The 14,975-nt window shown below is 68.1% G+C and carries 10 protein-coding genes, 3 tRNA genes and 1 riboswitch; of the genes, 9 read left to right on the top strand and 4 right to left on the bottom strand.

The features are described from left to right. The first annotated feature begins 19 nt into the window (after positions 1-19). Positions 20-736: a dethiobiotin synthase gene (gene bioD, locus Pme01_RS08655; protein ID WP_168115061.1), complete on the top strand. Its 717-nt coding sequence runs from the start codon at positions 20-22 to the stop codon at positions 734-736. Here bioD and glyA read toward each other — a convergent pair. Then, positions 733-2,007: a serine hydroxymethyltransferase gene (gene glyA / locus Pme01_RS08660; protein WP_168115062.1), complete on the bottom strand. Its 1,275-nt coding sequence runs from the start codon at positions 2,005-2,007 to the stop codon at positions 733-735. The genes bioD and glyA overlap by 4 nt on opposite strands. A 29-nt stretch (positions 2,008-2,036) precedes the next feature. After that, positions 2,037-2,125: riboswitch (ZMP/ZTP riboswitch) on the bottom strand. 52 nt (positions 2,126-2,177) lie between these two features. Here glyA and Pme01_RS08665 point away from each other — a divergent pair. From Pme01_RS08665 to Pme01_RS08685, 5 genes are all read left to right on the top strand, one after another. Continuing rightward, positions 2,178-3,245, top strand: coding sequence for a CapA family protein (locus tag Pme01_RS08665; protein WP_239088093.1), 1,068 nt, complete (start codon positions 2,178-2,180; stop codon positions 3,243-3,245). Positions 3,246-3,306: 61 nt separating this feature from the next. After that, the gene (locus Pme01_RS08670; RefSeq protein WP_168115063.1) at positions 3,307-3,852 is read left to right on the top strand and encodes a CapA family protein; all 546 of its coding nucleotides are present in this window, start codon (positions 3,307-3,309) and stop codon (positions 3,850-3,852) included. 210 nt (positions 3,853-4,062) lie between these two features. Then, positions 4,063-4,135: transfer RNA gene (locus tag Pme01_RS08675), tRNA-Gly, on the top strand. 34 nt (positions 4,136-4,169) lie between these two features. Further along, positions 4,170-4,240: transfer RNA gene (locus Pme01_RS08680), tRNA-Cys, on the top strand. Positions 4,241-4,276: 36 nt separating this feature from the next. Next, a tRNA-Val gene (locus Pme01_RS08685) sits at positions 4,277-4,351 on the top strand. A gap of 236 nt (positions 4,352-4,587) precedes the next feature. Here Pme01_RS08685 and Pme01_RS08690 read toward each other — a convergent pair. Beyond that, positions 4,588-5,178, bottom strand: coding sequence for a tyrosine-type recombinase/integrase (locus Pme01_RS08690; protein ID WP_275408506.1), 591 nt, complete (start codon positions 5,176-5,178; stop codon positions 4,588-4,590). A 667-nt stretch (positions 5,179-5,845) separates the two neighbouring features. Then, the gene (locus tag Pme01_RS08695; RefSeq protein ID WP_168115065.1) at positions 5,846-9,697 is read right to left on the bottom strand and encodes an NACHT domain-containing protein; all 3,852 of its coding nucleotides are present in this window, start codon (positions 9,695-9,697) and stop codon (positions 5,846-5,848) included. Positions 9,698-9,989: 292 nt separating this feature from the next. Here Pme01_RS08695 and Pme01_RS08700 point away from each other — a divergent pair, with 292 nt between their 5' ends. Further along, positions 9,990-11,270, top strand: coding sequence for a hypothetical protein (locus tag Pme01_RS08700; protein ID WP_168115066.1), 1,281 nt, complete (start codon positions 9,990-9,992; stop codon positions 11,268-11,270). Here the strand turns inward: Pme01_RS08700 and Pme01_RS08705 are convergent. After that, a complete protein-coding gene (locus Pme01_RS08705; RefSeq protein WP_168115067.1) occupies positions 11,264-11,857 on the bottom strand; it encodes a hypothetical protein in 594 nt (197 codons plus the stop codon). The genes Pme01_RS08700 and Pme01_RS08705 overlap by 7 nt on opposite strands. Positions 11,858-12,050: 193 nt before the next feature. Between Pme01_RS08705 and Pme01_RS08710 the strand changes: the two genes are divergently transcribed. Both Pme01_RS08710 and Pme01_RS08715 read left to right on the top strand, forming a co-directional pair. Further along, the gene (locus Pme01_RS08710) at positions 12,051-13,631 is read left to right on the top strand and encodes a helix-turn-helix domain-containing protein (RefSeq protein WP_168115068.1); all 1,581 of its coding nucleotides are present in this window, start codon (positions 12,051-12,053) and stop codon (positions 13,629-13,631) included. After that, positions 13,624-14,673 carry a tetratricopeptide repeat protein gene (locus Pme01_RS08715; RefSeq protein WP_168115069.1) on the top strand — a complete coding sequence of 350 codons (1,050 nt, stop codon included), beginning with the start codon at positions 13,624-13,626 and terminating at the stop codon, positions 14,671-14,673. Before Pme01_RS08710 ends, Pme01_RS08715 begins: the two co-directional genes overlap by 8 nt. The last annotated feature ends 302 nt before the right edge of the window (positions 14,674-14,975 follow it).

Raw genomic sequence — 14,975 nt, forward strand, 5'->3', positions numbered from 1 at the left:
GCATCCTTGAGGAGCGACCATGACGCCGTTGCGTGGACCGGTCATCGTGACGGGTACCGACACCGGGGTCGGTAAGACGATCGCGACCGCTGCGCTGGCCGCCGCGGCCACCGAGGCGGGGCTGCGGGTCGCCGTCGTCAAGCCGGGCCAGACGGGCGTCGCGACCGGCGAGGAGAGCGACGCCGACGCCGTGACCCGACTGGCCGCTCCGGCCACGGTACGCACGCTCGCCTCGTACCCGGATCCCCTCGCCCCGCTGACCGCGGCTCGGGTCGCCGGCCTCGCGCCGCTGGTCCTGGCCGACGTGCTCGCGGGCGTGGAGGAGCTCGCGGCAGCGCACGAGCTGGTCCTCGTCGAGGGGGCCGGCGGCGTACTCGTGTCCATGGGCGACGGCGGGTGGACCATCGCCGACCTGGCGATCGCGCTCGGCGCCCCGGCGGTCGTGGTCGCCCGCGCCGGGCTCGGCACGCTCAACCACACCGCGCTGACCCTCGAGGCGCTCGACCGGCGGGCGGTGCCGGCGCGCGTGGTGATCGGCGCCTGGCCGCAGGTGCCGGACCTGGTGCACCGGACGAACCTGTCCGACCTGACCGGCGAGCTGGGTGGGGTGGTACCCGACGGCGCGGGCGGCTGGCAGCCGGCGGAGTTCCGACGGCGGGCCGCCGACTGGCTGGCCCCGGAACTGCACGGCACGTTCGACGCCGAGAAGTTCCGGAGCCAGCAGGCGTCCCGTTAGCGGGGCGTCGGCTCCCAGCCCGGCATCGGGTACCCGGCCAGCAGCTCCCGTACCTGGGCGGCGATCGTGTCCAGGGTGGACTCGTCGGCCTTGGCGGCCGCGTCGACCGCCGCCGAGATCCAGGCCGCGATCTGCGGCATCTGCTCCTCGGTCAGCCCCCGGGTGGTCAGCGCCGGGGTACCGAGCCGCAGCCCGGACGGGTCGAACGGCTTGCGGGTGTCGTACGGCACCGTGTTGTAGTTGGTCTCGATCCCGGCGCGGTCCAGCGCCTTGGCCACCGGCTTGCCGCCGATACCCTTGCTGGTCAGGTCGACCAGGATCAGGTGGTTGTCGGTACCGCCGGTGACCAGGTCGAAGCCCTGCTCGGTCAGCGCGGCCGCGAGGGCTTTGGCGTTGGCGACGATCTGGTGGGCGTACCGGCGGAACGAGTCCTGGGACGCCTCCCGCAGCGCCACCGCGATCCCGGCGGTGGTGTGGTTGTGCGGGCCGCCCTGCAGGCCGGGGAAGACCGCCTTGTCGATCGCCTTCGCGTACTCGGCGGTGGTCATGATCATGGCGCCACGCGGGCCGCGCAGGGTCTTGTGCGTGGTGGTCGTGATCACGTCGGCGTACCCGACCGGCGACGGGTGCGCGCCGCCGGCGATCAGGCCGGCGATGTGCGCGATGTCGGCGACCAGGACCGCGCCGATCTCGCGCGCGATCTCCGCGAACGCGGGGAAGTCGATCGTGCGGGGGATCGCGGTACCACCGGCGAAGATGATCTTCGGGCGCTCCCGGCGGGCCAGGTCGCGAACCTGGTCCAGGTCGACCCGGCCGTCGGAGCGACGCACCTCGTAGCGCACCGGGCGGAACCAGGTACCGGTGGCTGAGACGCTCCAGCCGTGGGTGAGGTGGCCGCCCATCGGCAGCGCCATGCCCATGACCGGGTCGCCGGGCTGGGCGAACGCCAGGTAGACGGCGAGGTTCGCCGGCGAGCCGGAGTACGGCTGGACGTTGGCGTGGTCGACGCCGAACAGGGCCTTCGCGCGGTCGATCGCCAACTGCTCGATCTGGTCGATGAACTGCTGGCCCTCGTAGTAGCGCCGGCCCGGATATCCCTCGGAGTACTTGTTGGTCAGGACCGAGCCGGTCGCCTCCAGGACGGCGGGGGAGACGTAGTTCTCCGAGGCGATCATCCGCAGCACGTCGTGCTGACGCTGGGCCTCGCTCTCGACCAGAGCGGCCAGCTCCGGGTCGGCGGTGGTCAGGTGCGGGATCGGCGGTACGTGCATGAGCGTCCTCCGGGTACGGTCGGCCGGCGACCGGACACCCAGGCGCGCGGTGCCGCGATCATGGTCGCTCCCCGGTGGTTGTTTCCACCTCTGTCATGCGCCAGTCACGAGTACCCGTCCGAGTGTAGTGCCGAGGAGCGATCAGGGCGCGACGCACGTACGCTGACGCGGTGAGAACCCGGGCGTTGATCGCGCTGGTCACCGTGCTGGTGGCCGTCGCCGGCTGTTCATCCGGCGCGCCGGTGGCGATTTGGGCCGAGCCGGCCGTCGGTGGGGCGGCCGGGTCCGCGTCGGGTTCGGCGCCCCCGGCCGATATCACACTGGCCTTCGCCGGTGACGTGCACTTCGAGGGCCGTACCGCCGACCTGCTCAGCCGCCCGGCGGACGCCTTCGGCCCGATAGCGTCGGTCTTGCAGAGCGCGGACGTGGCCATGGTCAACCTGGAGACCGCCGTCACCGAGCGGGGCACGCCCGAACCGAAGCAGTTCCACTTCCGGGCGCCGGCTTCCGCTTTCGACGCCGTCAAGGCAGCCGGGGTGGACGTGGTCACGATCGCCAACAACCACTCGCTCGACTACGGGCAGGTGGGGCTCACCGACACCCTGGACAATGCGCGCAAGGCCGCTGTGCCGGCCATCGGGGCGGGCCGCAACGCCGCCGAGGCGTACGCACCATGGGTGACGACCGTGCGGGGCACTCGCGTCGGCTTCGTGGCGGTCAGCCAGGTTCACGAGCTGGAGTCCACCTGGGCGGCTCGGGACAATCGAGCCGGTGTGGCGATGGCCGCCGACGGCGCTCGTGCCGCCGCCGCCGTACGCGCGGCGCGGTCGATGGCCGACGTGGTCGTGGTGTACGCGCACTGGGGGCAGGAGGGCAACGACTGCCCGAGCGCCGAGATGAAGACGTTCGCTTCCCGGATGGCGGCTGCGGGCGCGGACGTGGTGCTCGGCACCCATGCGCACCTGCTGCTCGGCGACGGCTGGATCGACAAGACCTATGTCGCGTACGGCCTCGGAAACTTCCTGTGGTGGCGCGACGACGCGTTCAGCAACGACACCGGCGTACTGCGCGTGACCCTTCGCGATCGCAAGGTCGCACGCTCGGAGCTGGTACCCGCGCTGATCTCCCGCGGCACCGGGCAGCCGCTGCCGGCCTCCGGCGACGAGGCCGACAGGATCGCGAAAGAGTTCGCCGGTCTCCGCTCGTGTACGGGGCTGGAGGACGCGCCCCGCGGCTAGCCTGTCGCCGTGGTCCCATGCCGCGTGATCGGAATGGCCTGGGTGGTACTCGCCTGGCAGGGTGCGGCGGGCAGCCGATCTCCCACTCTCCGCCGGCCTGCCGGCCGTGGGGCGAGCCGCGCCGCCGAGGCGTACGCCCGCGCTGTACGTGTCGGTGAAGGGCGTCAAAATCGCGATCCTGGCGTTCGGTCAGGTGCACGAGCTGGAGTACGCCTGGGCGGCTCGTGACGATCGCCCCGGTGTCGCGACGGCCCTGGGCCTGACGCGGTCAGTATCCGCGGTCCGTGCGGCCGCCGACCTTGTGGTCGTGTTCAACCACCGGGGCCGGGAGGGCAACTCGTGCCCCATCAGCGAGCAGAAGACCTTCGCGGCCAAGCTCGCGGCCGCCGGCGGCGACGTGATCCTCGGCTCGCACGCCCACACGCTGCAGGGCGACGGCTGGATGGGCGGGACGTACGTGGCCTACGGGCTGGCCAACTTCCTCTGGTACGGCGACTCCTTCAGTACCGACACCGGGGTCCTGAAAATGACCATGCGGGCCGCACGGTGGTCAAAAATGAGCTCGTACCCGCCGTGGTCTCTGTCACAGGACAGCCGATCCCACTGACCGGCGAGGCCGCTTCCAAGGTCAACAAGCGCTTCGCCGGACTGCGCCAGTGCGCCGGCCTGTCCGCCCGACCGTCGTGAATTCCCTGCTTGATCGGGGTGTGGAGGCGCGGAGCGGTAAGCATCGACGCGCCGACGGGGGCCCGGTTTGGCAGTGGGGGCAACCCTGGGCTAAAGTTCTCATCCGTCAGCGGGAAACAGCCGGTGACGTGCGGACGTAGCGCAGTTGGTAGCGCATCACCTTGCCAAGGTGAGGGTCGCGGGTTCGAGTCCCGTCGTCCGCTCGGAGGCCGCCAGATAATCTCGAGGCGACACCTCGGTGGAGTGGCCGAGAGGCGAGGCAACGGCCTGCAAAGCCGTGTACACGGGTTCAAATCCCGTCTCCACCTCGAGAGAAGTGCACGGGGGCACCACGGAAAAACCCGGGGCGATTGGCGCAGTGGGAGCGCGCTTCCTTGACACGGAAGAGGTCACTGGTTCAAACCCAGTATCGCCCACCAGAGAAACAGCAGGTCAAAGGCTCGTTACCGAAGATCCGGTAACGAGCCTTTCGGTTTATGCCCATTACATTGGGAGCAAAATGGGAGCACATGATCGTCTACCTCTCTGAGGTGCCGATGGGCGCGCGTCGGGCGCGTGGGACGGGCCCGGCACGGGCCAGCGGTTAGCGGTCGGTCGGGTGAACGGCGGCGGGGCGGCACCGCGACGGTGGCGCCCCGCAGGCCGGTGCCAGGGGTTACGCGGCGTGCAGGTGCCGCACCGGGGCTGCCGGTGCGGGCTGGGTCGATAGCCAACGGTCCTGGAGCGCCTCGGTGATGCGCTGGCGCATGGCGGGCGTCACATGGCTGTAGATGCCGCGGACGCCGGGCAGCCGGTGGCCCAGCCGCTTGGCTTGGGCGACTTCGGGGATGCCGTCTTCGATCAGCCAGGTTTTGTGCGTGTGTCGGAGGTCGTGGAGGTGCATGCCTTCGATGACAGGGCCGGTGTGGGCGCGCGCATTGCCGTTGACGACGGGTCCCCAGACGCGGCGGGACATGCTGGAGCGGCGTAGGAAGGCGCCGCGGGCGCCGCAGAAGACGATGTCGTGGTCGTGGCTGTCGAGTACCTCCCGCAGTAAGGCGGTCAGGAACGGTGGGAGGTGGATGTCGCGGACGGAGTTCGCGGTTTTGGGTGGGCCGAGGTAGAGGTGGCCTTGGACCTCGTGCAGGGCGCCGACCTCGGGGTGCACCTGGATGAGCCCGTCGCCGAGGTGGGTGTTGGCGCGGGCCAGGCCGGTGAGTTCGCCCCAGCGCATGCCGGTGTAGGCGGCGGTGAAGTGGTGCTGCAGATGTCTGCATTCGAGTCGTTATGGGGTGGGCTGTCCAGAGGGATGCCTCAGGGGACTGTGGTACCGCCGCGACTAGCGTCTCTAATCCATCCCACTAGGGACCAGAAGGTTAGGGGTTCGAATCCCTTGGGGCGCGCAGCATGACCAAGGCTGTGAACAGCAGTAGCGTTGGTCGCGGCCTTGATTCGTTCCCGCATAGTGATGCGATCTTCCACCGTGTGGGAGCGTGGTGCTCCGTTGTCGATGTGCTGGCCCGTGCCGACCCGTGCTGACCAGTGCGTTTCCCGCGCCGCCCAGTCTGGGTCATGGTCGCGGCGGTGATCCGGCGGCCTTCCGGACGTCCACTTCAGACGCTGTGGCGGATCTAAGGCCACCGACCTCGACGTTCGTCGCACGGACCGCCCAAGTGTCGGAGCTGGCAGCGGGATCGGTCGGTCGGTCGATCTCGCATCTGATTCCGTCGCCCGTTGCCCGGCTGCTGTGCATCGCGGCCGGCGGGCGGCAGAACGGACGCAACGGCAGCACGCCCCGACCCCGGCGACGCGGGCCGACGAGAAGGTCCACTATGACGTAGCGAGCATCTTCTTGGAGTGGCTAAGCCCAAGCATGGCTACGTGCCGCTCGTTATCGCGCGTGCCGGAACGTCCATGACTGGGTGCCGGGTCGGCTACTCCGCCGAGTACAGTTCGGGCATTGTCCGGATGCTTCCCTCGCGGGCCTGCCGCTTGAGCGCGGACTGGTAACGGACGCGGACGTCGTGAGGCATCCGGTGTTCCAACTCGTGCAGCCAGTCGGGCAGAGGTCGGATCCGGTCGACGCATGCGGTGATCGCGATGCTGGCCATGCTTGCGTCCCAGGCGAGGAGCCCGACGACGAGTCGGTGAGAAGCAGGGCTGGGTGCGCGGGTCACTGCGGTATTGATGGCTGTGCTCCACTCGCGGGCGCCGCGTCGACGCCAGGTGGTCGCGGCGGGCTGCAGATGGCGGAGTCGCTGCCCGACGTCGATGAGCAACTCGATGGCGGCGACAGGGTCGCTGCCGGAGAGGTGGTCGCCGAGTTCGGCGAGTTGCGCGTTGAGGGTTGTGAGGACACTGCGGCCGTACTCGTTGTCGGCGGTGTAGCCGGCGTCCCAGACCAGACTCATGGCCTGGTCAGCCAGGTGGCGGCGCTGCGCTGGTAGGTCGGCGGCCTGCAGGTGTCGGTCGCAGATGGCGACCAGGATTCGCCGGGCAAGCGCCTCACGTGTCACCGCCGCCTGGTCTCGCTTGCTGTCGGCCTGTCCAGCCGGCTTGTCCGCTCGCCTGGATCTGATCTCCTGTCCGGTGGAGGAGTAGCGTTCGCATATTGTGGTCAGCCTCGTCAGGTCGGCCGTGCGCCAGTACGGTGAGCCGAGCATCGCGACGGCGAGGTCGAGAACGGCTCGGCTGTCGGCTCCGTCGGCTCGTGCCGTCAGTCGTGTCGCCAACGCAGCCGGGGTGGGCGCCTCGTCGAGGTTGTGGCGCAGCAACTGCTTCCAAAGCAGGTAACCGGACCAGCTGTCAGCGACACGGTTGGAGTTGACCAGCGTGCGTCGCAGCCGACGCAGCCGACGCAGCCGGTCGTGGCCGCTGTGGAGCACCGTTACCGCGTGGTCTGGCATGTTCTGCAAGGCGTTGCACAGGTCGGACGCTTCGCCGGTGGCCTCGGTGAGCGTGATCAGGGCGTCCAACGCAATCGGCGAGCCGTCCACGGCGGCGTACTGCACCTGATCAACGGTCGCGGTCCTGGACGCAGTGTCTAGCGTCGTGCCGTCCGTCCCGGCACACCATGCCTCGAGCGCGGCCGAGGCCTCGGGATGGCCAGCGACGGCAGCGGGGACCATCAGCGGGCGCAGACCGTCAGGTTGGAACCACGCCTCGTGCCAAATCTTGTCGGGTAGCGCCGCGAGGAGTTGCGGCCCGCGTACCTTCGCCCCGTGCAGGGCGCGTACCAGCAGGGTGGCACTGTACCCGCTGGTGCGGTCGCCGGCTCCCAGTTCGTGACGGGCGATTGCGCGGAGGGCAACCGTCAACGGGGCGTTGTCGGCTTGCCAGAACGCGTCGCCCAGAACGACGCACAGGTCCTCGACCCTGTCCGGTTGGCTCTCCTGGCTCAGGGCGGTGAGAAGGAACTGCACCGAGTCCGCGTCCAGTCGGGCCGCCATCCGTGTCAGCGCGCGCAGTTCGGCGCGGCGACCCATCTTGGACCAGTCGCCGCGCCCGAGGGTTGATTTGATCTGCCCGATGAGTTCGCCCACGTCGACGTAGGCGACGGCTTCTGCCCGCAACCGGACGAACTCTTGTTCCAGGACGGCTGCGTTACGGGTGGGGTGGGTGGCGTGCACATGGGCGGTGACCTCGTCGACGACACGGTGATCGAGGGCTGTCTCGCGGGCGATGGCGTTGAGTAGGCCGAGAACCTCGGCCATGCCGCCGACGTCGGAATGGTTCACGAAGCGTCGCCAGAAATGCATTGCCTGCTCGACACACCAGCGCGGATCGGCATATCGCAGGGCGGACAGTAGTCGTAGGTAGAGGCTGTCGTGTTGACGCCACTCGGCCGGATCACGCTTGAGGAGCCAGCAGATGCAGTCGTGGTCGACGACGAAGTGGTGGGCCGCATCACGGTGGGTGCTGCTGAGCCGGGTCAACGTGTCGAGCACCCGCAGGGCCAAATCCCGGGTGGCTCTGGCCGGTTCCGCACGTGAGGAGGTGCCGCTTGCGCGGTCCCACAGGACCGCCAGGCTGGGTTCGACCGCGGCGAACGTGTCGTGGTACGCAGATGGCACTAGGTGCAGGTATCCCTTCGCGGCGTCCATGTCGACGCTGACCAGCCGGCTGGACGCGAGCGATCTGAGGTCCGGGCTCGGGGAGCGGGTGCGGGCGTATGTACGCAGCGCGAACATCTGCACCATGGGTCGATCGTCGCGCAGCCACCCGGACAGCAGTTCCTCGGCCAGCGGCACCGGAACGGCCGGATGACGCCCCGCCAGCAGCAGCACCTGCGCGGCCACTTCGCTGTAGAAGAAGTCCGCCGGATCTTCGAGCACCCGATTGGCGAGCAGGCGCATCGCTGACTCCCCACGGCGGGCAGTCGCGCGGGCGGCGGTGTGCTCCATGAACGTCTGGTGGAAGAACCGTAGGCGGCCCGCGTGGCCGGGCGAACTGAGCACATGCCGTGCACGCAGCGCGTCGGCTGCGGTAGCAGCGGCGCGCCGGCTCGCGCCGGTGAGGCGTTGGATCATCTCCTGAACATGCAGCCGGTCGGCCTCGATGATTCCCCCGACGAGCAGTCCGAACCCCACCGCCTCCGCCTCCGCGGTCAAGTCGACGCCGGACCGCCGGTGGCCGGGCGACTCGTCTGTCTCGATCCGGCGCGCCCAGAACTCCTCGTACAACCCGATGCTGTCGATGTCGAGCCGCGGCATCTGACCGGCTGGGGCGTACAACTCGAACAGCAGCCGCAGCGCCAGCGGACTGCGGGAGATTTCGACGATCGGCAGGCCGCGCACGTTCGCCTCGGTGATGATCCGGGCGGCCTCGGCCGCTTGGTGCGGCGGATAGAAGGCACGCGCGTACGCGGCGATCGCGCTGGCCCGTTCCTCGTTTTCGTAGCCGCGCAGATGGATGCCGTGGACAGTGCGGCTGTCGGTCGCTCCCGCAGCCGTCTCGTAGTCGATCTTCAGGGAGGCGATCTCCAAGGGCCGAGACGTCACGAGCAACGCGATCCGCTGCTCGAACGCGACGGCAAGCAGGTCATTGACGAGACGGAGAAAGTTCACGTCGGTGTGCAGCAGGTCGAGGGTGTCGACCAGCAACGCCAGGCGGACGTCCCGGCGGGCGGCCTCGTGTGCCGCCCGTCCGATCATTTCCGGTGTGACGACCGCCGCGCCGGCCGCTGCTGCGGGATGTCCCGGTGGCGCCAGCAGCGCGGAAGCCGGCACCAGGATGGGCGTCATTCCACGTTCAATCAACCGGTTGTGTAGCTGCCACATCAGCGCGGTCTTGCCATGCCCCGCCTCGCCGACAACCGCCTGTACCGAGGGCACCGTCAGCCGCTTCAGGATGAGGTCTTCCACCGTCCGGGTGATGTAAAGGCCTCCGCTGTATGTGAGCGGCCTGGCGCCGATCCCGACGGTGACCAGGTCGGATTCGGCCACGGCGGCACGGCTGACGCGCTGCAGTTGCGTCAGGATCGATCCCGCTGCCGGACCTGGGCGAGTGCTGCCGCGTGGGGCAGCCTGCGGCAGCGCCGCGTCGATTGCCTCGTCGACGAACTCGGGGCAGCGGCAGCCCACGATCTGCCGCAGCGCCTTGACATGGTCCCTGTTGGAGGGTGGTCGACCGCCGGTCATCCATGCGCTCAGCGACTGTGAGCTTCCGCCCCCCGTCGCCTGTCGAAGCTTCCCGGCGAGAACCTTCAGGCTCCAAGTGCTGGCATGATCGCGGTAGTGGCGCACGATCTCGGCGATCCGGCCGGCGTTGCGCCCCCTGCCTGTCATGGGCCCTCCCGTCCCGCCGCGTCCCGGGCGGTAGCCCGGGATACACACCGTCTGAGCTGTGGAAACCGCCCCATCCCGGCGGCCGCACTGGACAGCCGGGGGCGGGATCGCTTCAAGGCTGGGATGGTCATCGCCAGAACCGGAGGGTGCACTTCGACACCCACGATTTGAGCACAGGTAGCGCGCCGCGGTCACCGCCGAGTCACCTGTCCGGTCGTCTCGGGCCCCGCAATGTGCGCGGTCCGGCGCCCTTCCGGTTCGGACGTGCCCGAACCAAGTGGGGAGCGAAGCGATGACCGCGTACGCCGCCCGGGCCGCGACAACCCGGCAGGCCGTCCACAGGACCGGCAGCGCGATGGCTCACGGCGTCGTCACCGAACAGCTGATCGCCGACGTGCTTCCCCACGCCCACTGCTGCGCCGACTGGAGCGTTGTCCGGGCTCTCTACCACCAGCAAATCCAGATCCTGGACAGCGGCGCTGGGTACGTCCCGGATGTCCTCCACGGGGCGCTCGCCGACGCGGTCTTGCGGGCCTCATGGAGCTACGCCGGGCTGGAGGAGCAACTGTGCCAACACGCGCTCGCCGTTCTTGTCGACGTCGCCGAGCAAGAGGTCATCGACCACGATCAGGTCCGCGCACTCGTCCACGACGACCGCGCGGTCGCGGCCCGGGCAGACCACCCAGCGGCCCGGCGGCGACCATCGCTCGGCGAAGCGATCATCGAGACCTGCCGGCGACTACGCGATGTCCGACACTTGCGAGATGCCCTCGACCTCAGCGCCAGCACGGGCCTGCTTATCGGTTCCACCAGCTACGGCCGCTTCTACAACGTCCGCGGCAACCGACACGGCACACTCGCCTCCGACCTGGATTTGATCATCGTGACCGAGACTCCGAAGGTCCTCGACGCGATCGCCGACAAGCTTGCGAGCATCCCGTTCGTCTCGGCGGCTGACGTGGATCAATTCGTCCGCCGTGGCGACATCTTCACCGATCGCTTGGACGACGGAAGGACGGTGTTCAGTCACAAAGTCGGGCTATGGTCCGGCGGCACGCCGGACCCGATGCTGCCGGCAGAGGTGGCGCCGGCCGACTACCTGCTCAGCCTTCACCTCATGACCCGGCCCGTACTGGACCGCATCCTTGTGACCTCCACCCCTCGTATACGCAGAGAAACCGCAGGATCCCGAAGGACCGTCAAGGACTACCGCGAGGCACCGCGAGGTCAACGCGATCACGTACGTACGTTCGCCGGGCGAAGCTACCACCTCGACCTGGCCACCACCTCGGTCGACGGCGGCTGCCTGCGAGAACCCCGGGTGTACTACATCGACCAGTTCGACGCCTACTGCCCCGGCTTCTACCAGATGATGCTCGTCCCGCCGCCGGACCTGCCCTGGGACCACCTCGATCTCCGACCGGCGTTGAACGAGTTCCGGGCCAAGCTCGACGAACGAGTCCAGTACGAGGCGGTAACCCGGCGGCATGCGTTGTTGCGACCGAGCCTTGCACACGTGCGTCGGGAGGCGTTCGCGCCGCACGTCATCAGGCTGCTGGACGAGGGCTACTGAGGTCCGGACACCCACGCCGCCAGCGGCGAAACAGCATGATCACTGTCAGCGCAGTTCTCGCCGGTGGATGGGCGATCCCCGATCTCGAAATCGCTGGCGAGGCCCAACTCCTCCCGGGCGGCCAGCACGAACTCGCGCTCGGCGGACCACAGCCGCTGGAACCGCTCCGGGGGGATGCGGTCGACCTCGCTCATCGCGCGGTCGGCTGCAACCGACCGGGCATGACGGATCATCGCGTTGGACGCCTGCACCACGCGGTGGCGCCCCGAGACCAGGCGCAGCGTGGTCTTCGTAGCCTCTAACCGCTCCTTGTGCATGCTGCCCTTCTCGTCGAAGAACGGCATCAGATCATACGGTGGTCGGGACCGCGGCACCACAACGACCTTGGCGGTCGGTTGCAGCACGTAGGCTACGTACGCGCGGAACGCGGTCAGGAAATCGGTGTACGTGGCCAACCGAATGTCCCGCCACTGCCGTTGATGATCACGTCTCCAGAGCCGATCCTGAGCCCGGACGGTCAGCCAGCCGCCCAGCACGACCGCTACCAAGGTTGTTGCTGCCGTAACGCTGACCTGGGCCACGTTCACCGGCACCTCACCTCGATCAGCCGGAACACGGAGCGTCTCGACAGTATTACATTTGGTTACCTGTATTAGGAAGAGTCCCGAATCGATCTCCTCCCTTCATCCAGCCGTCAGCGTCAGACTGGCGCAGGTCGTGTCTACGATCGGGATCGGCAGTTTAGTGCTGAGTGACGCCGATCCACTGCGGGAGGTCCACGTGGCGCCCACCCGGTCGGTCGCCGACATCATCAGCCACTACCTCAGCGACCACCGCCGGGATCGCAGCCAGGACCAGATCGCGCGCATGCTGGGCTGTAGCGACACGTCGCTCAGCGCCTGGAAGCACGGACACCGTGTACCCAAGCTCAAGCGGGTGGTGGAGCTCCGGCAGATCGTCGGCTGTCAGTGTCTCGAATTCGGTGATGAGGCGATCCGTTACGTGTACGGCAAAGCGGCGACGACCCCGGTAGCAGCCTCCCAGGGCCGACCCAGGTCGAATCAGCCGTCCGTCGTCGGGATCCCGATCCGAACCCCGCCCGCCATGCCGGCCGTCCGTCCGCCATCCCGGCAGTTGATCGTCGGTCGAGCCGGCGAGGTTCGCGCCTTCGCCGAGCTGCAGGCCGGTCGGACAACACACCAGGTGACCAACATCTTCGGCCCTGGAGGCATCGGCAAGACCGAGGTGTTCCACAAATTCGTGGCCTTCGCACAGCGAAATCGTCAGGTAGTCGGCTACGCTGACGTGGCTCAGATCAGGTACGGCGGACAACCGCAGCCGTACACCGCCGCAGAGATCCTGCGAGCCCTCGCCGCTACGATTGACCGACCCGAGTTTGAGGCGTTCCGTCGCGACCTGTGGGACTTCGACCTAGCCAGGAACGCGGTGCGGGTGTGCGGCGGTGTCGACCGCCTATTCGCCCCGAACGGGCGGCCGCTCGATGAGGCCCGCCTACCGCAGACAGCCGAGGGCGCTTCCCGGGCACTTCGGGAGGCGATGCGCAGCCGGTTCGCGTTCGACCGCTACCTCCGCCAGGTACACACCGCCTTGACCAGGACGTTCTGCGAAGGACTTCACGCTCTGCCCGACGGCGAGGGAGCAGCCACACTGCTGCTGGACACGTACGAGGAGATCGGTGGCTTGGACGACTGGATCTGTCGGCAAGTGGTACCGATGCTGCCTGACCAGACCCGGCTGGTGATCCTCAGTCGAGGCCAGCTCACCAAGGTCAACATCGATTGGCTTGACCATCAGGACAGCCTCGATTTTCATCCGCTGCCGGAACTGTCCGACGACGAAGCCAAATCCTATCTTCGCTACTATGGACTCACCGACGCCCGCGCACAACAGGCGGTGTATGCGGTGACCGGCGGCTATCCACTGCTGCTCGTCCTCGCTCGTGCCCTGGCGATGGAGTCGGGCGGCTGGGAAGCGATCGGTGAGCTGGAGCACGATCGCGACCGCGACGCGATTGCCCGCGGGCTGCTGGACCGGATCCTGCGCGAGGAACGAGTCAAGAGCGTCCGCGATGTTCTGGAGACATGCTCCATCGCGCCGTGGATCGACCCCGGCATCATCGCAGCGCTGCTCGAAATGCCCGCCGGCGACGCGCACGCCCTGTACACCGAACTCGCCAGACATTCCTTCGTAACCCGGCACCCTCGCGGCGTCGCTCTACACGACAAGCTTCGAGAGTTACTGCAGGTACGCGTCAAGTTCGCCAGTGAGGCCCGGTACGAGGAACTCCGGACGAAGCTGGCCACCTACCTTGCAAGCAAGGGTGGTGGCCCCAATGCCTGAAACCGAGGCGGGGGTGCAGCTGGAGCACTTCATTGCCCATGTGCGGCTCCTGCTCGAAGGCAAGACGATGGAGGGGCTGGACGCGTGGGCCAAACGGTTCAGTGAACTCGGCCAGATCAGCCAGTTCGAAGTGTGCCAATACCTGGCGAACGCGATCAGGACCGCAGACCTGCCAAAGCACGGTCTCGGTGTGGTGCGCTACGCCGAAGGCTGGCTCTACGACCGTATGGGCAGATGGCAGGACGCACTTAAGGCGTACACAGCCAGCCTCGCCGCGTTCCAGCAGGCCGGGATCCCGCTCGACGCGGTACTGGTGATACAGATCGGCTCCATCTACCAAGATCAAGGCGACTGGCCGTCCGCCGCCGACGCCTTCCAGCAGGCGCTCGCCGTGGCCGCGAGCGACCGCCACACGCGAGCGCTCGTACTGAACAACCTCGGCGGTTTGGCGTTACTCCGCGACGACCCAGACGCCGCACAGCACTACTACGCCGAGGCTCGCGAGTTGCTGCGCGACAACGACCAGCGCAACTTCGCAGCCGCGACAGCAGGCCTTGCGGCCACGCTTCTCGACCGAGGACAGCCACAACAATCACAAGATCTGCAGCTCGAATGCCTGGCAATCTTCCAGTCCCTCGGCGACACGCACGGCGTCGGATCGGCTATCGGCGGCATCGCCACCGCGCAGCTTTACGCAGGGCACCCCCGCGAGGCGATCCACAACTACGAGCTGGCACTGCAGATCTTCCTGCAGACTGCCGACCACGTCCGCACCACCAAAACGCTAGGCAACCTCGCGCTCGCTCACCAGGAGCTCGACGAGTGCGACATGGCACTGGAGTACCTCGCGCAGGCGGTTGAGGGCTACCGGGAGATCGGCGACCGCCATGGCGAGGCCGTCTCCCTGGTCAATCTCGCACGCCTCCACCACAGAAACAACGACTTCGCCGCGGCGAAGGCCGCGAGCAGTACCGCCGAATCCGTGTGCGAGCAGTACGGATTCCTACAGGAGCTGCGGCGTCTACCTCCAGACATGGACTGATGTCGCTTATCCGTTCGCATGAGGGGCGCTCAGCCAGCCAACATGCGCGGGGGAACCAAACGGTCCACCCCGTCAGCGGGCCCGGTCCGGTGAGTGCCCCGACGCCTATGGTTCGTGGTGGCCGTCGACCAGGTGGATGTGACGTAGTCCGGGGCTGAAGGTGGCGAGTGTTCGGCGGTGCCGTGGTGCGGTTTCGATGGCGTGAATCGGCCCTCCGCAACGGCGGTGTCGTAGGCGCCGCCGTGCAGATATTCGGGACTGCATCGAGTTCGGTTGACTCGCGGGTTGAGCGGATCAGGCCA

Origin of the sequence: Planosporangium mesophilum, assembly GCF_016863255.1 — a bacterium.
GTDB lineage: Bacteria > Actinomycetota > Actinomycetes > Mycobacteriales > Micromonosporaceae > Planosporangium > Planosporangium mesophilum.